Genomic DNA, 20,729 nt, shown 5'->3' with positions numbered 1-20,729 from the left:
TTATTATTTAATTGTTTTTAACCATGCAGCCTGTGAACCATGAGCTATAATTTTTCTTATAGAAGAACCATCCTTGTTCATGATATAAATAGTTCTATCTTCTCTTCCTTCACCGGTAGCAGTTGAAAAAATTAGTTGAGAACCATCTGGCGACCAGGATGGGTACCAGTCATCAACATCATTATATGTTAATCTTTTTTGATTGGAGCCATCTATGTTCATTACATAAACTTCAAAATTTCCATCTCTATTAGACATAAAGGCAATTTGATCGCCATCAGGAGAAACCTCAGGATGCCATTCTTTAGCATTATTATGTGTCAACTGAATGATGTTTTTTCCATCAATATCCGCTATACTTATTGCACTGCTCTTGTCTTCGAATTCTCGAGAAAAGACAATTCTACCATCTGGAGTAAAATAAGGGTTACTTCCTTTTAGGGACTTTATCTGGGTCTGTTTGCTACCATCTGAATTCATAATCCAAATTTCTGGATGCCAAACTCCTTCAGAATCTTTGTACTCTCTAGCAAAAACAATTTTTTTTCCATCTGGAGACCAATCAGGTGCATTATCCCATTTATTTTTTGCATGTGTCATTCGTTTTCTATTCGTACCATCAATATTCATAGTATGAATAGACCAGGTCTTTTTGTCATCGTATTTACCATAAAATGCAAATTGCTTTCCGTCAGGAGACCAAGCTACATAACCACCGTTCTCATTTGTACTTTTAATAGTTGATTTACCTTTTACGCTACCTGAATAAATTTCTATGTTCCCTGTTTTTACTGAACTATAGGCAATTGTATAGAATGTTAATTTAGATTTGTCACTTTTTTGACATGAAGCAATAAAACCAAGTAATAAGAAGATTATAATGTATAACTCTCTTACTTGTTTCAAATTTGTAACTTTCATATTCTTTTCCTTTATATATTTAAAGTGTTCCTTCTGGTTGTCTCATTTTTTACAAACATGAATACTCAAAGCGATTCGTAATCGGTTATTATACCCTTAATTGTATTTTTTTGATATTTTGTACCTTGCAAAAGATGTTTTTTTCTCTCGAGTATACAATTTAAATTTCACCAACTGCTCTATACCCTAATGAACAACTCTAAAAACAATTACATAATGATTAGCTTGCATTTGTAAAACTGCATTAAAAATGAACTTGAAATCTTTGCCCAATTTCCTTTTAATATGCTTGGTACTACTTGTAACTTCTTGTTCTCAACCCCCGGTATTTATAGAACACCAAACCCTATCTCGAATAGGTGATCGACCAGAATGGGCAGCTAAAGACTGGAACGATGAGGACTGGGATGAAAGAAAGGCGGTATTAGAGTCTGGTGAGGTGTATTGGACCCGAACTCCCATTGATATTCTAAAAGTATCAAAGCCATTGCATCCGTACGCAATTCGCCCTTATATTTATGGGGAGTATGAAGTCTTTTGGGATGGGGTTATGATTGGAAAAAATGGAAATCCCGGACAAGAGGAAGCACTTGGTCCAGAAGGTGAAATGTTGACTACATTTATCATTCCTTCTCATTTGACTGAAGTGGGTAAACATATGTTAGCCATACGGTCAAGTATCTATTATTTCCCGGATCATGTGGGTATGAGTGTAGATATAGCTAACTATGATGATTTATTAACCGAGAGACTCATCGAGACTTCTTACATGCACATTTTTGCGGGTGCATTTCTAATCGCTTCGATCTACTTTCTTTTCTTATTCCTAAGTAATAAAAAAGAGTACCCCATGCTTATTTTTAGTATTAGTTGCTTTCTCTTTTTTGTCTTAAATCTTGCAGAATTCATTACAACCTATGTTCCTATCCATTATGCATATCATCATATACGCTTAGAGACCAAGGCTGCTCTGATGTTTGGTATCTCTTTTTTGATTCCACTCTATTTCTCTATGCAATTTCCTTATCCCAAACGAAAATTTTCCTTGCTTGTTTATGCAGGAGTTCTATTTTTTATTTTTTTTATCAAACATAATTTCCTTGATTTTACTACCCGTAACATGGCTATAAGCATGTGGGTGTTTTCTTTTGGGATTGTGGTTTATGCCGTTTATAAAAGAAAAAAGGGGGCTAGTCTTGTAGTAATGTCATTGTTACTATCCTTGCTGATAAATTTTGTTACTTCCTTTAACATAGGCCTTTTTGTAGGTTTTAGTCTTATTCTTCTTGGAATGTTTTATTTACTTTCTCACAGGATTAAAGAACAACGGCTTGCGTATGAAACTTCTCTGGTTCAATCTACACGTTTGCGTCTGGAATTACTCAAAAAAAATATTCAACCTCATTTTCTAATGAATACCTTGACTTCACTAATAGATTGGATAGAAGAGGCACCTAAGAAAGGAGTTTTGTTTATAGAAGCCTTAGCCAAAGAATTTGATCTCTTTAATCAAATTGAAAATCAAACATTGATCCCTATTGTTCAGGAAATAGAACTTTGTCGTACACATCTTGAAATTATGAAGTACAGAAAAGAAATCAACTATTCTTGGGAAGAAGAAGGTATAGATATCGCGCAAAAAATACCTCCAGGAATTCTTCACACACTATTAGAAAATGGAATTACGCATAGCTTACCTCTGGATGATAATAGTATTAAATTTAAGCTTGTTTTTGAGTCGAATAATGATTATATATGTTACACATTTTTAACGTTTGCAGCTAATGAGAATGAGAAACAAGAAATAAATAATAGAAAAGAAGGTACAGGTCTTAAATACATAAAAGCTCGGTTAACAGAAAGTTATCAAGAACAATGGGGCTTAACTTCTGTACCAACAAATCATGGTTGGAAAAACACCATAAAAATATATTCCTAAGGAGATGAACATTTTAATCGTTGAAGATGAATCAAGAATCGCCAAGAGAATCGAACGAATGACTCGTTCTATTTTTGGGAATACTTTACAATCGCTAACGCATATAAGCACACTTCATAGAGCCTTGCAGTTTATTGAAAATAATACATTGGATCTTGTTCTCTTAGATTTGAACCTTAACGGACATAATGGTTTTGATCTGCTAACTACCGCGGTTTCCGGATCGTTTCATACTATAATTATTTCTGCATACAAAGACCAGGCAATTACAGCTTTTGAATATGGGGTTTTAGATTTTGTACCTAAACCTTTTAACAGAGAACGGTTGGAACAAGCCTTAAATAAAGCCATCACAAAAGAAAAAATAGAAACAAATGAGGTTAAATTTTTAGCTGTAAAAAAAAGACACAGGATACAGCTAATACCCATTGAAGATTTACTTTATGTAAAAGGAGCTGGCCCCTATACTGAACTCTTTTTAACTGAAGAAAAAAAAGAATTACATGATAAATCACTCGAAAAGCTAGAACAGCTGTTATCCTACTCTTTTGAACGAATCCACAAGTCATATTTAGTAAAAATGTCTGAGATAAAGGAAATTATTGTAGAGTCGGGAAGCAAATATATAGCTGAGTTAAAAAATGGTGAACGTATCCCTATCGGAAGAACTAAATATAAAGACATAAAAGCAAAATGGCTTTAAGATATCAAGGTTTTCTCTATAATGTTATTTTTGGAAAATTATAAAATAGTTAATGCTTATTTCATACACCTTCTATTATTTGAATAACGTTTTTATACTATTTTTTAGTTCGAAAACAAATTTTACTTCCTTAAGATCTAATGGCTTATCAAAAACTGTAAGTTCATCCATCATGCCAATATAACCTAAGCCTAGCATGATTTTTGCCTTTTCTTCTTCCCAGGTAAAAGGGTCATTTACATCTTTTATAACACCTTTGAGTTGACCGTCTAGATATAATTTGCACGTAGATTTATTTGTATTCACTTTAGAATATGTAATGACTATGTGTGTCCATTTTCCGCTTTTAAAAGGAGGTTGTTTTACCGTAATGGTACGTTTTTTTACCTCGGTTTCGTCATTTTTATTCTCTGGATTCCATACTTCTAAATCACCCATAACACCTAATCTAAATTCTCTTGGTTTGTCATCTGTGAAATCTACCCATAAAGCAGCATCATTGAACTTATGATCAGTGATGTTAATTGGATCACAATACCCTGGAGCTAAGTCTACCTCAGGGTCTAATTGTAGCCAAAATGAGACGGAGCCACTCCAAGATGTTGGACTATAACCTAAATTTTTAGAACCGTTATAATAAATAGCAGCTGTATTTTTCTTTTTAAAATGAAGCGCATCACCTATATGACCTCTATTTTTTGCTAAAACCACATTAGTGTTGTGTAAGCCAGGTCTTGCTTTATCTGTTTTATTATAATTTTCTGCTGTATATATCTTTGCATCCCCAACAGATACATCTGCGGATAGTTTTCCGTCAAAAGAACTGTAAAAAAGCACATGATCTTTTAATTGTTTGTTTTGCGAAAAAGAAATACTTGTAATGAGAAAAAAGAATACTGTAGATATTGATAAAAGCACAGTTGTTTTCATAGTTTTTAGCTTTTAAACCCTATTTATTTGATTTCAGTTGCTACAAAATTATGATGAAGAATTAGGTTTAAATCGTTTTGAAGTTGATATAAATAAAATTGTAACTGAAATAATTTCAGCTACAGGGTTATATTTATAACTACTAAAGGTAAAAAAGCAAAGACTTTAAGTTTACATATTCTACTTTAGCAATTATTATAACTCATGTTTAGGTCTCAGTGTTTCAATAATTTGAGCATCTACCCAAAATATATCTACATTATCATAGTTCTCTGGATTCATATTTCTATTGAAGAAAAGGTATTTACCATCTGGTGTTACACAGGCAACCGCTTCCCAACCCTCAGTATTGACTTTGTCTCCCAAGTTAATAGCGGCACCCCATGAACCATCTTGCTGTCGAAAACTGATATACAGATCAGAATCACCATATCCACTATCTCTTTCACCATCCCATATTAAATAAGATTCATCTGGTGCAATAAAAGGGTGAGCATTCATTCTGCCGGTATTAATCTCTTTACCAAATGGTTTTGGTTTTTCACGTTTCCCGTCAATTAATCTCGAATACCGAATAACGCCATCTCCATTTGGCATGCCTATCTCATCAAAAACATAAGTACCTTTTGATGATGCCGTAAGACGCATAATTTGTATCTCTTCGAAAGATGGGTCAAGTTTCTTTAACTCTGACCAATCTCCAGTCTCAGTACGTTCCCTATATTTTCTTCCTAAATGCATGGTCATACCATCAGGAGCGATAAAGGGAGTTCCAACCCTTGGTGATACAACCGATTCTTGCCACTCATTATTTTGATATTGAAAAACAACAAGTTCTTGTTTTTTAGTTCCCTTACTTTCTCTAATAAAATAGAATTCCCTTATATCTGGTGTAAATACACCGCTGACTTCCCAATCTGCTGTGGTAACTATCCCTGGAGCAAAAGGTTCAGGTGTTAAACCTGGTGGTTTTTGACCAAGATAAGGTCTTTCTATAATTGATGAATCATGATCTTTTGAATGTTGTTTTTTAATACAGCCATTTAAAAATATAACTGATGTAAGTATTAGAATAGAATATGTTTTTTTCATGGTTTACGAATTTTTAGCCAGGCCTGACCACCAGCATTCTGTATAAATTTCTTTACTGAGGAACCATCACTATTCATTATATAAATATGAGCGTTTTCTTCTTTATCATGTGAGGTGTATAGTATTTGAGAACTATCTGGAGACCAAGTGGGTGTAGAATCACGAACATCATTAAAGGTTAATCGCTTTTGATGAGAACCATCTATATTCATTACGTAAATTTCATGATTTCCATCTCTATTCGACATAAATGCTATTTGCTTACCATCTGGAGAAACCTCGGGATGCCAATCTTCAGCGTCATTATTAGTTAATGTAGTCATAGCACTACCATCAGCGTTTGCGATACAAATTTCACTAGTATTTGTTTGAGAATGAAAGACAATCTTTCCATCTAGAGTAAAGTAAGGCCCTCCCCCATTTAATGATTTTATTTGGGTTTGTTTATTACCATCTGAATTCATGATCCAAATTTCTTCTGTCCAAACCCCTTTATCATTTTTATAACTTCTTGAAAAAGCAATCCTTTTTCCATCGGGAGACCAGGCAGGAGAACTATCCCATTTGTTTTTAGCATGAGTCAATCTCTTCCTACGAGTACCATCAATATTCATTGTATGTATAGACCATGTTTTTCTTCCATCATGATAAGCATAAGAAGCTATACGTTTACCATCAGGTGACCACGCCGCATATCCATCATTCCCTCGTCGATTGGTAATTTTTATTTTTGATGTAACTTGACTATTGGTCAAATAAATTTCTCCATCACCAGATTTTTTTGAGGAATAAGCAATTGTATATTGCGTTGATTCAGGTTTTTCATTACTCTGACTAGAAGTAATCTGCGCAAAAAGGAAAATGGATAACGTATATATGATTTTCACACATCTCATATTCTTATTTTTGATATTTTATACACAAACTTATCTAATAGTATAAATGAAAAATTAAAAAGTAGACTAATGATATTTTCTAGCATATATATATTCATCATTAACAGAAAATTTGATACATCCGTAAGAAGTGTAAATTGAGCAAGAGATGATTGAGATTCGTCTTTTTTTGAAGAGATTCTAGATTCATATTTTATATATTTATGAACTATGGTCAAAAAAAAGAACTTGATCGATTGGATCATTCAGAATAGAGTTGTTTCACACCTTATATTTTGGGTTTTATTGTTTATAAGTTTACCCATATTGGCTGCATTAAATGATGGAAGTGTTAAAAAAACTGTGATCAGTGGTTTAAGTTTTTTACCTGCCCAATTATTAGCGAGTTATTTTTTAGTCTATTATCAGGTCCCTAAACTTTTATTTAAAAAGAAATACCTCAAGTTTGGCGTGTCTTTTTTGATATCGGTATATGTACTTTTAGTACTATCAAAGCTTTTGAACATGTATCTGACCGAAATTTTTGCTCCTAAATATTTTGAATATAAAAGTTTATTCGAAATCATAACAGCACCATTTCACCTGGCTGTTGTTTATTTTCCATCCGTTTATGTATTCGTTTTTTTAATGTTTACAACTAAGGCATTTAAGGACCGTTTTGAAGAACGTCATCAACTTGAAGTTTTACAAAAGGAAAAGGCGAATACCGAGCTCAAATTTTTAAAAGCACAAACAAACCCACATTTTTTGTTCAATACGTTAAATAATTTATATTCACTAACATTAGAACGATCAGAAAAAGCACCTGAAGTCGTTTTAAAACTGTCAGACATGTTAGATTATATGCTATATCAATGTAAAGATGCTGAAGTTCCGTTAAAAAAAGAAATTGATTTCATACAGGATTACATCGATTTGGAATCACTACGTTATGGCAATAAGTTAACATTGGACTTCACACACCACCTTCATTCCCCTAACGTAATGATTGCTCCTTTGATCCTTATATCATTTGTAGAAAACGCTTTTAAACACGGCGCGAGTAATAATCTCAATAATTCAGTAATTAAAATTGAATTAACAACTAACCAGGATCAACTTTGTTTTAAGGTTTTTAATACCTTACCTCTGAACAAACAAAACGATATAGAAAATGAATCACATTCTGGAATTGGGTTTTCCAATTCTCAAAGACAACTAGAACTTAATTATAAGAATAATTATAATCTGAAAAGTACCAAAACAGATATTGATTTTCAGATAATATTAAACATTAACTTAAAGTAATATGGGAATAAAATGTATGGTTGTAGACGATGAACCACTAGCCATTAAGGTACTTGAAAAACACATAATGCAAGTACCAGACATTGAACTTGTATCAACATTTGATAATCCTATAACTGCCGGAGATTTTCTTCAAAACACTGCTATTGATCTTTTGTTTTTAGATATCCAAATGCCTGTAGTTACAGGTATTGACTTTATAAAAAATACGACTATACAACCAAAAATCATATTAACAACTGCTTACAGAGAGTATGCTCTGGAAGGTTATGAATTGGATATCATTGATTATTTATTAAAACCAATATCTTTTATTCGGTTTTATAAATCTATTAATAAATACAAGGCTCTGAATACAACTATTGAACCCATCGCTCACAAATCCTCTGAAATAGATACAATATCAGATCACATCTTTGTTAATTCAAACAAAAGAATGATTAGAGTAGAGTTTAATAACATTTTATTTATTGATAGTATTAAAGATTATGTAAGAATACATACTGCAGACGATACCATAATTACAAAAGATAAAATAAGTTCTTTTGTAGAAAAACTACCTTCTTATTTTTTAAGAGTTCATCGTTCTTATATCATTAATACTGGAAAAATTGCTTCTTTGACCTCAAAAGATGTAGTCTTACTTGGGGGTATGGAAATTCCGATTGGTGCCTCCTATAAAGAAATTGTCAACCTAATTAAGAATTGATAAGGCTCCATTGTAATTCTTAAAGCTCTGCCCTGTTCTGGTCCAAGTTTTTTGAGATCATTTTTCTGATGTTATATCTGGGTAAAACCCTACACGCCAGCTGACTCTTTTACTAAAAAAGTCTGTTAATTCTTTTCTATACGTTGTGCCATATTGTTTTAAGAAATCGTGTACCAAAATGGGTTTTGCTTCGCTTCTGTTATTTCAATTATACTCAGCATCATGATTCCAAAAAAACTACAAAACATTATAATATAAAAATGTATTTTTAGTTTACTAAACTGATAAAACAATTCAATATTTTAATGTCTACTATTCTAAAAACAAGATATTTATTTCTGATTTTTTTGCTTTATGCTTGTAATTCTGAGGTTAATGATTTGAATATAAATGATAGAAATTTAACTCTAGATAATGGATACATGTATTATAAAGACAAGCTCTATTCTGGAACACTTTTTTCTAAAATTGATACACTTACGGTAAATGAAATAACATATTTAGAAGGAAAGAAACATGGTAAAGAACAAAAGTTTTTTTTTAATGGTAAGTTAGCAGTATTAAGATTTTATACTCACGGTAAAAAATCTGGAACCCATAAGGCTTGGTGGAATAACGGCCAACTGAAATTTGTAAATCATTTTGATATTAATGGAAATCCAATAGGAACACAGCGTGCATGGTATAGTAATGGAAAACTTGCTGAAGAATTAAACTATACCAATGGTAAAGAAGATGGTACACAAAAATTATGGGATTTTAATGGCAAGATCAAAGCAAATTATCAGGTATTAAACGGTGAACGCTTTGGGTTAATTGGTTCTTTAAATTGTAAATCTGATAATTATGTTGATTAAAAGATTAGGTATAGTTGTATTTTTTTTTGGTAGTTTTTTGATTTCGTGTAAACAGGAAACAGCAAAAAAAGAAATTGAAAATAGCCATGAAAGAATCAAAATTGCATCAAAAAAAGTAGATAAATTGCCCTATTATAATACTCCTGATTTTGCTCCTTCTTGGTTGCCTAGCGAAGATGAACTAAAAAAGTTTCATAAAATTCCGGATTTCAAATTTAAGAATCAACTGGGTAACGAGATCACTAACGATAATTTAAAAGGCTATATTTATATAGCTAATTTCTTCTTTACCACGTGCCCAAGTATTTGTGTAAAACTTACTAATAATATGCGCAAGTTACAAAAGATATATAAGGGTGATGATGAGATCAAATTTATTTCTCATACGGTTTTTCCAAGTTATGATACTGTAGAGGTTCTTAAAAAATACGGTGAGCGCGAAGACGTAAATTCGGAAAAATGGTATTTAGTAACTGGGGAAAGAGAAAAGATCTATAAATTGGCGAGAGAATCCTATTTTGCGGATGAAACATATAAACAAACCAATGATAAAAATGGTTTTATTCATACCGAAAATTTAATACTTGTAGACAAACATGGTCATATTCGAGGGGTTTATAAAGGCACCTTACCAGAAGAAGTTGAACGTATTAAAAGACATATTGAAATTTTGAAAAAAGAATGATTATCCCTAAAACGTTATTAGTTATAATATATCTTATCAAAATACACTGAGCATCTATTTAATTTCTATAAACTGTAAAAGAAAAGTAGTGTGTTACAATCTCTTTTCCTCTCATAACAAGAAGACAGATATAAAAATTAATATTAAGATAAGAAAATATTATTTTAAAAATCTGATAGTTTTTTAATTATTATTTTAAAGTTTAACTATGTTTATAAAGGAGTTTGTACTTTTAAGTTGTTAAATTATAATAGGAGCTCGTGAATCTCTTATCCTCCTAGAAAATTTTGTATAAAATGGATAACCAATTAAATAATCAATGTTCTTGTATTGTTTATAGTCTTAATTTTTACACATAAATTTTTAACTTAAAACCTTAGTAGTATGATAAAACATGAACTAACTAACAAAACTCGCTTTGGGATTAATATTCCGTTTAAAAGGTGGTTTTCGCATACTTTGATTTGCGCCACTTTTTTATTAGCCCCGATTCAATCCATCCTTACTCATGGCACCGTAACAAATCCACCAAGTCGTGTCTGGATTTGTTTTCAGGAAGATCCACAAAGTCCAGATTCTCCTGCCTGTGAAGCATCGATTATTGGTTGGGGAACGCAAGCATTTTATGACTGGAATGAAGTTGCACGAATGGATGCCGGTGGCATGCATAGAGAAATTATAGCTGATGGTAACCTGGCCAGTGCCGGACGACCAGATAAGTATGGTGGATTAGATCAGGTAAGAAATGATTGGGTCACAACATCGGTTACTCCAGGTCCATATACTGTAACCTGGACCAATACAGCTCCTCATCAAACCTTGTATTATGAAGTATATATAACAAAAGCAGATTGGACCCCTGATCAACCTCTTACTTGGGACAGTCTGGAACTTCTAACACGCACAGATCCAAGACCGGCTTCAGCTACCGATAATATAGATGTAGTGTTGCCACAAAGAACAGGTAAACATGTGATTTATAGTATTTGGCAGCGTTCACTTACTCCAGAAGCATTTTATTCTACCAGTGATGTTGATTTTGGAACTGCATCATTACCAAATAGACCACCAGAAGCTAAATTTACTAGTGATAATGGTCGTTGTGGAGGTCCTGATGTTACTTTTGATGCATCTGATTCTACTGACCCTAATGGTGATACATTAACATATACATGGGACTTTGGAGATGGAACTACTGCCCAGGGTGTTAACGTTTCTCATACTTATACTGGTTTGGATAACGCTACCGTAACATTGACAGTTAGTGACGGTGAATTTAGTAGTGGTTCTGTAGAAACTATTGGTTTAGTTGTAGATCCAGATTGTAAGGAAATTCCTTGTCCTTTTGACACACCTATACAAACAGCGTTACCATCAATAAATGCATCATTTAATAACGTATTTATTTTAGGTGATGAAGGCCCTGATTTAAGCACCTTAACTGATTTTGCTATTAATTGGGATGCTATTAATAATGGATTATATCAATTATCTATGAATACTAATAATGGTATCCCTAGTTGGTGGAATAATTTGTTAGAAAGTGCTACTTATACTTTTAATACAGCTAATCCAGAAATCACACTTACAAATACTGGTTTTGCAGGCTTAGATGGTTCTTATTATGTAACTATCGATCAAGGTAATTTTGTCATGGTTTCGCAAACCGATGGGTTTACTATTTATTTCAGCTCATCTAGCACAGCTCCTGATTGTGAAAGTGTAGTAACTACACCAACAAATAATGCTCCAGTGGCTTCATTTATAGCTTCTGTCTTAACAGGAACTGATCCATTAGAAGTAAATTTTGATGCCTCAGGATCCACTGATGTCGATGGAGATGCACTAACATTTAATATTGATTATGGCGATGGGACTTTTGGTAGAGAACCAATATCTACTCATACATATTCAGCAGGAGAATATACCGCTACTCTTACAATAAGTGACGGAAAAGGTGGTGCAGCTACGGCTTCAGTTTCATTAGTAGTTGATGGAGATATTATAGTAAACCCTCCAAGTAGTGATTGTGCCTTCGAAACGCCATTAAGTACTCCTTTGGAAACTATATTCACATCATTCAATAATGTTCACGTTTTAGGTACCGGTGGTCCTAATATGGAAAATGTCACCAAGTTTACAGTAAATTGGGATTTAGCAAACAATGGTTTGTATCAATTTTCATTTGACCTTAATATCACTCCATGGTATATTAATTTTTCTGAAAATATTCAAAACTTTAATCAACCAAATCCAGCAATTTCTATAACTGGTACAGGTATACCTGGATTAGATGGAGATTATTTTGCAGCTATTGATAACGGAAACTTTGTGTTAGTTGCAGATGGTTATAGTATTTACTTTAGCAATACAGAAGCAGTTCCTAATTGCGATCCTAAAGTAACGACAACGAAAGGTGATGAACTTTCTTTTATATTGTCCCCTAATCCGGCAGTTGAAAAAATTTCAATACTCAACAAAACAGATCTAAAGGGTAATGTAATCACTATCCTTGATATTACTGGAAAGAAAATAAAGTCTTTATTGGTAAGTGAAAGTACTAAGAGTATGACTATTGATATTCCCGGACTTAAATCGGGATTATATGTAGTAAGAATTTCTGACCGTTCAGGTTCCAGTCGTACACTAAATTTAATAGTGGACTAAGGTCTTGTTTGAAAAGAATTCAAACTGATTTAAAAAGATGATGAGAGTATACTACTCTCCATCTTTCAACAAAGACAACCTTTTAATTTTTAAAAGGTTGTCTTTATTTATATAATTTATCTCTAATCCACTTATGTAATTATTTTATTAGACAATTATCTTTTTATATAATATTTAAAAGCTTTATCAATAGTTACGTCTGGTAAATTAGGAATTAAGCCCATCTATTTCGTTTCTAGGTAGTATATTTGTCTCGATTATTATAAATATTTACGCTAAACGGTTATCTCTTTAATTCCTATGCCTTTTAAAAAATTACATTCTGATATACAAGAGAAGCTAGAGTATCTAGATATAATCAAACCTACTCCTTTTCAGAGTAGTAGTATTCCTGTAATAAAAAGTGGTGCCAATGTTTTTTGTACAGCCTCAAAAGGTAGTGGAAAAACAACTACACTTATACTTACCACATTGCAAAAATTGAAATGTGAAGCAGTTGGAAATGCTCCAAGAGCGGTAGTCCTTGTTGAGAATAAGGAAAGAGCCATGGAATTATATGATGCATTTTTAATGTATACTAAACATAATTCATTACGAGTTTATGTAGGGTATGAACAACTTCATGTTGATGTGCAAAAATCAGAAATCTTTATGGGTATAGATATTCTTATTTCTACACCTAAATCAATGAATAAGTTGTTTTTATTAAATGGAGTAAATATCTCTGAATTAAAGATATTTAGTATAGACGATGCTGAGTTTCTAATTCAGAATTTAGCATATACTGCACTTATGTCGATTACTAAAAGTATTAAAAAATGCCAGTTTGTACTATACTCAGAACAAATGCACCCAAAACTAAAACGTTTTGAGTCGTTTTTTATGGAATACTCCAAAATAGTTTCCATTTAGGTATATCCAATAACCAAAAACAAGACATGATTATACCTAAACTACATTATATATCCCAGGGAAACTCTCCAAAAGAACATCTGGAAAACATTCAAAAAGCTTGTACATCTGGTATAGAATTAGTGCAATTACATTTAAAAAATGCTTCAGAAAAAAAAGTTTTAAAGCTAGCCAAAGAAGCAAGAGAAATCACATCTCATTTTCAAACCAGATTAATTATTAATGATCATTATACAATAGCAAAAGAGATTAAAGCTGATGGTGTCCATTTAGAAAAAATGGATTCCTGCCCTACTATTGCTAGAAAGTATTTATACACTTGGCAAGGTATTGGCGCAACAGCAAATACTTTTCAAGATTGCAAAACATTAATTGGTAAAGAGGTTGATTATATTGGTTTAGGCCCTTTTAGAGATACAATAACCAAAGATAATTTAAATCAGGTTTTAGGTTTAAGTGGTTATATTACAATTATAGAGGCCTTAAAAACAAAAACACCAATTATTGCTTTTGGAGGCATAACAACAGAAGATGTTACGGATATATTAGAAACAGGTATTTCTGGAATTGCTGTATCCGGAGAAATTACAGGTAATTTTAATACCATAAGAATATTTAACCAATTATTAAGCGCATCTTCAACAGAAGAACAACGTTATACATTTAAGTAAAACTTATGCTATGCTCGATTGCTTTTTAAAATCAAATAGCTGTTGCAATATATTTTACACATCAATTTACTCATGTGGAATTGTTTCTATTAAACGTATTTAGGATACAAGTGAAATAAAATGCCCAGTAGTGGGTATTTTGGTAAGAATAAATTATCTCATTTAAAGTTTATCAAATTAAAAAACAAGAACGTAAATAACCTGAAGTCACTAAATAGTGTTTGAGGGTAGTAAATTACCAGTCACTTTACTCATAAAAATAAAAGATGCTTCAGTTTTATAATTGAAGCATCTTTTGGTGAAGAATTAAGTGTTGGTTAATTATTATTTGACAATTAGTTTTTTCACAACATCTTTGCCGCCTTCAGATTGAATTTTTACAACATAGATTCCAGAACTAAGCTCCATGTTATTAGCAGAGAAATTATTTACACCTGGATGTAATCTAGCTTCATATTTTTTCTGTCCAATTGTATTATATATACTAATTAGTATTTCACTAGTGCTTTTTGAGTTTACATGAAGAGAAAATTGATCACTTGTCGGGTTAGGCGTCATTATAATAGTATTCATACCTTCATCATCTGTACCAAGTAAAGCTTCTTTATTGTCTAATTGAGCAATAACTTCTTTGGCAGATAATGAACCGTTACAAGATCCTTCATAAATTTTAACATTAGAGAATAACGAATTGTTTCCCGATCCCCCATCGTTATCATTAATAAATACTAACCTATCCATTGCTCCTGTATAGAAATTACCGACCGGAATTACGTACGTAGTAGTACCTGATGAATAATTGTCAAAATTGGTTACTCCATAATTCTGAGTACCATGTACTTTGAAATAACGTGACGAGGTTAACGTATTGTTGTTTTCAAATCCTATGGCATGAATCTCACCTTGAGAAGTACTGCTAAAATCAAATTCGATCACTGTATTAGTCGTTACCGTGTAATCAAGGCCAATGTATTTCCAGGTATTATTAGATAAGGATAAAGCAGCTCCACCACTTTCTATAGAAAAATCCCCTACATTATCTTGATTTGAGAATCCTGTGATTGTAAAATTATTGAAATCCAATGCCTCACAATCTGGCGTAGGATTTGGATTTCCAGAACCGTCCTGAATCATAATAGCATCAATAGCAATATCACTCTGCCATCCATTATTACCAGAACCTGTTATAACATTAAATCGTAACTGAACATTAGCGTTACCGGCAAAATTGGATAGATTTACACTAGTAGAATTCCAAGTATCTCCTTGATTTCCTGATTCACTAAATACATTTGACCAATTTCCTGAATTATCAGTTCTTGCTTCAACCGTTAAACTATTAATCGCACTACCAAACATATGATATTGAAAGGTAAGCGTAGGAGTAGTTAAACTACTAAAGTTAAGGCAAGGGGAATTAAGTATTGCTCTTTTATTTGGGAAACCGGCATTATTACCAGAAGCCTCTACGTAAAGGTAGAAACTACCGTCTGCTCCATTAGATGGCCCTGTACTATTTGAAGGTGTACCCCCAGAGTCTCTTGTCCAATCAAGATCATCGCTACTTGACTGTGACCACTGTCCCAAATCACTTTCAAAACTTTCACTATAAGGGAAAGAAGATACATCTCCAGAACACGTTTCACCTGTAGGGGGTGTAGTAGTTGGATCTATTTCTCCATCGATATCAAATCGAGAAAAGAACTTCCATATTTCTTGAGAAGTGTTTACATTTCCACCATTCCAGCTGTGTCCTTTTCCTTGAACTTTAATAAATTCTGCTGTTGTACCATTATCGCCGTTATCCCAAATAGAACGTGTTGATCCTCCTCCTAATTGAATAACTTCTGGTGTAGCATCCCCATTGTTGACGCTTGACCAATATTCCATAACATCTTGTATAGGTTCATTGGAGCCGTTACCGTTTATCGAAATAGTACCATCATTAGTCCCCGTTATTTGTAATACCGCAGTTGGATGTTGTGGTTGACATTGGTTGTTGTCGATCCATCTTCTTGTCATACTTCCTGCTACAGAAGCTACAGCTGCGATTCTTGGACTTAGTTCGCAAGCTAATCTATAACTAAAAAAGCCGCCATTTGAAAATCCAGTTGCATAAATACGTTTTTCATTAATATTAAAATCTGACTGAATTTTATTAATTAGTGCATCTGAAAATCCTAAATCATCCTCATTACCACCAAAATTGTTATTTATTGCCCATCCTGAGAAAAAACCTCCCAGACCTTGAGGTGTAACAAATATAAATTGATTGTCTTCAGCTAGCTGTCTAAAATCACTTTGGTTATATTGTGTATTGATATTGTTGGTAAAACCATGATAATTTAGAATTAATGGAACGGGTTTGGTAGCATCATAACTTTGGGGAACATAAAGACGATATTGTCTTGTCTTTCCATCATGTTGTAATGTTGCATTTATAACCTGTTGTGCGAACGCAGAGACAGTAGTTATAAATGTAATGGCTAATAGCCACAAAGATTTTTTTGTAAACGTTAGTTGAGTTTTCATTTTTAGGTTTTAAGGTTAATTGATTTGTATAAAAAATATTATGCATGGATAATACTTTTGCAATATTCGGAAAAAAATAACATAAATAATGATTATATTTAAAATAAATGTTAATTTTTTACACAATCATAATTCAAGTAGAAATCCTGTAACGGGTATTACATTGTCTTTCATAAATAAATTTATTTAGATGTTTACAAATAGTTAACCAGTATAATGATTCCAAAATATACTAAAAACCTATATTCGCGCCATGTGGATGTATTTAGGCTTATTGGCAGCACTTTTTTTGGGATTACACAATTTATGTAAAAAACATGCAGTACAGGGTAATGAGGTTTTTCCTGTACTTTTAGGAACAATTGGGTCTGGTTTTTTATTACTTCTTCCGTTTTTTATAGGTTCACTCTATTTTCCAGAATATACACAACAAATAGGATTTCATATTACATCTATTTCATGGAAAACTCATGGTTTTATTTTTATAAAATCAATGATTATGACAACATCCTGGGTTTTGGCATATCAAGCTTTAAAACATTTACCTATAACCATTGTCACTCCGATACGCTCTGCTGGTCCTTTTTTCACCTTTATTGGTGCTATTTTAATTTATCAGGAAAAGCCTAATTTTTTACAATGGATAGGTTTTTTTCTCATTATTTTTTCGGTAGTATTATATTCTAAAATTGGAAAAAAAGAAGGCATACATTTTAAAAGAAATAAATGGATATTCGCTATTATTGGTGCAACGTTTTTAGGAGCTTCCAGTGGTTTATACGATAAGTTTTTAATTCAGAGTTTGGCATTGAATCCACAAACCTTACAATTTTGGTTTTGTACTTACACGGTGTTAATTTTATTAGGGATTTTATCTATTACATGGTTCCCTCGTGCAGAAAAACGGAAAGATTTCAAGTGGCGTTGGACTATTATTGCTGTTGGTATTCTATTGCAAGCAGCTGATTATTTTTATTTTAAAGCCCTGCAAGATCCTGATGCACTAATTATGCTATTATCTGCGATAAAACGAAGTCAAATATTAATTGCCGTGGTTGTTGGAGGACTTATCTTTAAAGAAAAAAATAAGCGTAAAAAATTAATTCCATTATTTGGTATTATGATAGGTGTATTTTTAATTTTGTATTCATAAATTGATAAAACGAACAACACATTATTCCTAATACTTAGCTATTTTTTAAACCACAATCAATACAAGTTTTTTTGAATAAAAGCATAAGTTATCACCACCAGACTTGATTGACTATATTTTCGTTGTTTAATACAACAGTTTCACCAATTCTTGGGGCTACAATATCAATATTCAATTCTTTTGCTTTTTTACTAAGACGTTCAATCGGATCTGTCCAGGCATGCATTGCTAACTTAAAAGCTCCCCAATGAATTGGCATTATTTTTTTCGCTTTTACATCTAATCCAGCTTGCGCAGTTTCTTCAGGGAACATATGTACATCTGGCCACATTTCATTGTATTGACCACACTCCATCATGGCAAAATCAAAAGGACCATACTTCTTCCCTATTTCTTTAAAATGATTCCCGTAACCACTATCGCCACTAAAGAAAATATTGTCGGTTTTGGACTGTATTATCCACGAACTCCATAGTGTTTTTGTTCTGTCTGTAAGTCCTCTCCCAGAAAAATGTTGAGCAGGTGTACATATAAAATTTAACTTTTCCAACCTGATTTCTTGCCACCAATCCAATTCAATAATTCGCTCTTTTTCTACTCCCCATTTCTCCAAATGCACTCCGACGCCCAAAGGAGTATAAAACATCTTTACCTTATTTTTTAGCTTTTTAATCGAATCATAATCTAAATGATCATAATGGTCATGAGAAATAAGCACAGCATCTATTTCAGGTATTTTTTCAATCTCAATAGGTAATTCTTTACTAAAACGCTTACTTCCTAACATAGGATGTGGGGCCGGAACTTCTCCAAACATTGGGTCTATCAAGATATTTTTAGTATCAATCTGTAATAAAAAGGCAGAGTGTCCAAACCAAATAAGACGCGTGTCGCCAATATATTTTACAATATCCAGAGAATCTATTTTTTGTACCGGAAGATTTTCCTTTGGAGTAGTTTGTGATTGTGGTTTAAAATAGCCCACCAAGCTTTTTCCCATATCCCTAAAACTCATATCCAATTGTACTTTGGCTATATTTACAAATCTATCCTCTTTATAATTTTCTGATTTCTCATATATAGCTTTCTGTTCTTTAGTTGCTTTTCCTCCAAATTGAGGACTTAAATTAATAAACAAGATAACGACTAATATGACGATTCCTATGAAGATTCCTATACCTATGATCATTCGCTTTATATATTTTAAAAATTTATGTTTCATTTTATTTTTTAATGTTGAAGTCTTACATGATACTTTCTCCATAGTTATGTTTATGAATGTAAAATAAAGCTGCTTATTTAAATCGAATATTTATTCTTTTTTAATTTAAAAAAATTAACTTTTAATAGCGTCCCATGCGAATGAGAACATTAAATCTATATCCTTTTTATTAAGCTTTAATTTTTTATCAATTATCAAGTTAACGGTTTCAAGCAAAATAGCTCCCATAGTAGATTCTAATATTTCATTACTCACATTTTTAATTAATCCTTCTTTTTTACCAAGCTCAAAAAGATCTGTTCCTAATCTACTTTTTGTTTCTCTAACTGCTTCTGGAACTTTGTCATAGTAAGGAGATTTTTTTACTTGCGTAATAAAATTCATCTCCTTGCTATGGTTAATACTAAAGTTAATCCAATAAACCCATATTGCTTTAATCTTCAATTTAAAAGGGAGGTCTGCTGTAATACTGTTACTGCTTCTTTTTGTCTCTCGTTCTATAAGCTCAGTTGCGATTGATATGATTAAATCTTCTTTGTTTTTATAATATACATAGAGCGTTGAAACAGAAATACCTATTTTTTTTGCTAATGTTGCCATTTTAACACCTGCAAAACCTTTTTCGAAAACAATATCCAAAGTGTTTTCTACAATAGCTAACCGTTTTGTTTCATCTTTTACTCTCACCATACAAACATATGAACAAAAACGAATATTTATTCGCTTATATAGTGTTTTTGTAATTATTTAACATTTAAACATAAGAATCAAAGTATATGTATTGTACTCCCCTCCTCCACTTAACAAGAGCACAGAAGGCATAGGGAACGAGTAAATAACTTTAGTGAGAATATAATTTTAATAGGATATATTGATTCAAAATCATTCTATTTGAGTTCGTTATAGATATTATAAACTAAATTAGACAGTTCTTGATTTACACTAATTGCAGATTCATTCGTAAAAATTGAAATGCCTATTTTCTTTTCTGGATAAATAACCAATACATTTTTTGCTCTTGAAATACCTCCATCATGTCTATAATGCACATCGTGATTTTGATTTTTGATATTCCACCAGTAATAACCTATCCAATAATCTGTATCAATTTCATACAACTTTTTATGAGATTCTTTAACGATTGCGTCATTTTTAAATTGATATCTGATATATTTTAACATATCAGTAGTTGTTGATTTTAAAGCACCCTCTGCTCCCCAAAGCGTCTTAGCCAAATTAGTTTCTGGCCTGGGTTTTCCCAATAAATAACCATTGGCGAGTCTATTTCTTTTATCCCTTGGAGTATGAAAATGCGTATCATACATGTGTTGCTTTTCAATTATTTTGGAGATAATCAGCTGTTGAAAGGGTTTTTGATAAACTTTTTCTAGAATATACCCCATTAAATTTGAACCAAAATTAGAATAATTTAACCCGTTGTGCATTTAGAAAAAGTTGCGCAAACTGCTAAAAGGCAGTAAATTGTAGTTACGACACTATAATTCATATGCACAACTTTCAAGCAAATTACGATAAAATACTCAAGGTTTTAA

18 protein-coding genes are annotated in these 20,729 nt (G+C 32.2%); 10 read left to right on the top strand and 8 right to left on the bottom strand.

The window, feature by feature from the left end:
• Positions 1-3 precede the first annotated feature (3 nt).
• The gene (locus FOF46_RS27150) at positions 4-921 is read right to left on the bottom strand and encodes a DUF5050 domain-containing protein (protein ID WP_109437313.1); all 918 of its coding nucleotides are present in this window, start codon (positions 919-921) and stop codon (positions 4-6) included.
• Between the two features lie 250 nt (positions 922-1,171).
• On the opposite strand from FOF46_RS27150, the gene FOF46_RS27145 reads away from it, so the two are divergent.
• A complete protein-coding gene (locus tag FOF46_RS27145; protein ID WP_143918656.1) occupies positions 1,172-2,860 on the top strand; it encodes a histidine kinase in 1,689 nt (562 codons plus the stop codon).
• A gap of 4 nt (positions 2,861-2,864) precedes the next feature.
• The gene (locus tag FOF46_RS27140; protein ID WP_143918655.1) at positions 2,865-3,563 is read left to right on the top strand and encodes a LytR/AlgR family response regulator transcription factor; all 699 of its coding nucleotides are present in this window, start codon (positions 2,865-2,867) and stop codon (positions 3,561-3,563) included.
• 75 nt (positions 3,564-3,638) lie between these two features.
• Here the strand turns inward: FOF46_RS27140 and FOF46_RS27135 are convergent, their stop codons facing one another.
• The 3 genes from FOF46_RS27135 to FOF46_RS27125 form a co-directional block, all read right to left on the bottom strand.
• The gene (locus FOF46_RS27135) at positions 3,639-4,493 is read right to left on the bottom strand and encodes a LamG domain-containing protein (protein ID WP_143918654.1); all 855 of its coding nucleotides are present in this window, start codon (positions 4,491-4,493) and stop codon (positions 3,639-3,641) included.
• Positions 4,494-4,688: 195 nt separating this feature from the next.
• Positions 4,689-5,585, bottom strand: coding sequence for a TolB-like translocation protein (locus FOF46_RS27130; RefSeq protein WP_143918653.1), 897 nt, complete (start codon positions 5,583-5,585; stop codon positions 4,689-4,691).
• Entirely contained in the window at positions 5,582-6,472 is an 891-nt protein-coding gene (locus FOF46_RS27125; RefSeq protein WP_167571963.1) for a TolB family protein, read from the bottom strand. Before FOF46_RS27125 ends, FOF46_RS27130 begins: the two co-directional genes overlap by 4 nt.
• 219 nt (positions 6,473-6,691) lie before the next feature.
• Here FOF46_RS27125 and FOF46_RS27120 point away from each other — a divergent pair, with 219 nt between their 5' ends.
• The 7 genes from FOF46_RS27120 (at position 6,692) to FOF46_RS27090 (ending at position 14,269) form a co-directional block, all read left to right on the top strand.
• Positions 6,692-7,768, top strand: coding sequence for a sensor histidine kinase (locus tag FOF46_RS27120; RefSeq protein ID WP_109437320.1), 1,077 nt, complete (start codon positions 6,692-6,694; stop codon positions 7,766-7,768).
• Between the two features lies 1 nt (position 7,769).
• The gene (locus tag FOF46_RS27115) at positions 7,770-8,477 is read left to right on the top strand and encodes a LytR/AlgR family response regulator transcription factor (RefSeq protein WP_143918651.1); all 708 of its coding nucleotides are present in this window, start codon (positions 7,770-7,772) and stop codon (positions 8,475-8,477) included.
• A gap of 305 nt (positions 8,478-8,782) precedes the next feature.
• Positions 8,783-9,334 (top strand): toxin-antitoxin system YwqK family antitoxin, encoded by a 552-nt coding sequence (locus FOF46_RS27110; RefSeq protein ID WP_143918650.1) that lies wholly within the window; start codon positions 8,783-8,785, stop codon positions 9,332-9,334.
• Positions 9,324-10,019, top strand: a complete 696-nt coding sequence (locus FOF46_RS27105) for an SCO family protein (RefSeq protein WP_143918649.1) — start codon at positions 9,324-9,326, stop codon at positions 10,017-10,019. Before FOF46_RS27110 ends, FOF46_RS27105 begins: the two co-directional genes overlap by 11 nt.
• A gap of 384 nt (positions 10,020-10,403) precedes the next feature.
• Positions 10,404-12,686: a lytic polysaccharide monooxygenase gene (locus FOF46_RS27100; protein ID WP_143918648.1), complete on the top strand. Its 2,283-nt coding sequence runs from the start codon at positions 10,404-10,406 to the stop codon at positions 12,684-12,686.
• Between the two features lie 300 nt (positions 12,687-12,986).
• On the top strand, positions 12,987-13,598 hold the full coding sequence (locus tag FOF46_RS27095; protein WP_143918647.1) for a DEAD/DEAH box helicase: 612 nt from the start codon (positions 12,987-12,989) through the stop codon (positions 13,596-13,598).
• Between the two features lie 26 nt (positions 13,599-13,624).
• The gene (locus FOF46_RS27090; protein ID WP_143918646.1) at positions 13,625-14,269 is read left to right on the top strand and encodes a thiamine phosphate synthase; all 645 of its coding nucleotides are present in this window, start codon (positions 13,625-13,627) and stop codon (positions 14,267-14,269) included.
• 324 nt (positions 14,270-14,593) lie between these two features.
• On the opposite strand, the gene FOF46_RS27085 is transcribed toward FOF46_RS27090, so the two are convergent.
• Positions 14,594-16,801 carry a T9SS type A sorting domain-containing protein gene (locus FOF46_RS27085; RefSeq protein ID WP_143918645.1) on the bottom strand — a complete coding sequence of 736 codons (2,208 nt, stop codon included), beginning with the start codon at positions 16,799-16,801 and terminating at the stop codon, positions 14,594-14,596.
• 253 nt (positions 16,802-17,054) lie between these two features.
• Here FOF46_RS27085 and FOF46_RS27080 point away from each other — a divergent pair, with 253 nt between their 5' ends.
• Positions 17,055-17,954, top strand: a complete 900-nt coding sequence (locus FOF46_RS27080) for an EamA family transporter (RefSeq protein WP_109437328.1) — start codon at positions 17,055-17,057, stop codon at positions 17,952-17,954.
• 91 nt (positions 17,955-18,045) lie between these two features.
• On the opposite strand, the gene FOF46_RS27075 is transcribed toward FOF46_RS27080, so the two are convergent.
• From FOF46_RS27075 to FOF46_RS27065, 3 genes are all read right to left on the bottom strand, one after another.
• A complete protein-coding gene (locus tag FOF46_RS27075) occupies positions 18,046-19,176 on the bottom strand; it encodes an MBL fold metallo-hydrolase (protein WP_244299780.1) in 1,131 nt (376 codons plus the stop codon).
• Between the two features lie 114 nt (positions 19,177-19,290).
• Positions 19,291-19,866 carry a TetR/AcrR family transcriptional regulator gene (locus FOF46_RS27070; RefSeq protein WP_143918644.1) on the bottom strand — a complete coding sequence of 192 codons (576 nt, stop codon included), beginning with the start codon at positions 19,864-19,866 and terminating at the stop codon, positions 19,291-19,293.
• A 197-nt stretch (positions 19,867-20,063) separates the two neighbouring features.
• Entirely contained in the window at positions 20,064-20,621 is a 558-nt protein-coding gene (locus FOF46_RS27065; RefSeq protein WP_143918643.1) for a serine hydrolase domain-containing protein, read from the bottom strand.
• Positions 20,622-20,729 lie beyond the last annotated feature (108 nt).

The organism is Aquimarina algiphila, from assembly GCF_007489275.1.
GTDB lineage: Bacteria > Bacteroidota > Bacteroidia > Flavobacteriales > Flavobacteriaceae > Aquimarina > Aquimarina algiphila.
Note: the sequence above shows the minus strand (reverse complement) of the source record. Positions and strands in the feature narration are given on the sequence as shown.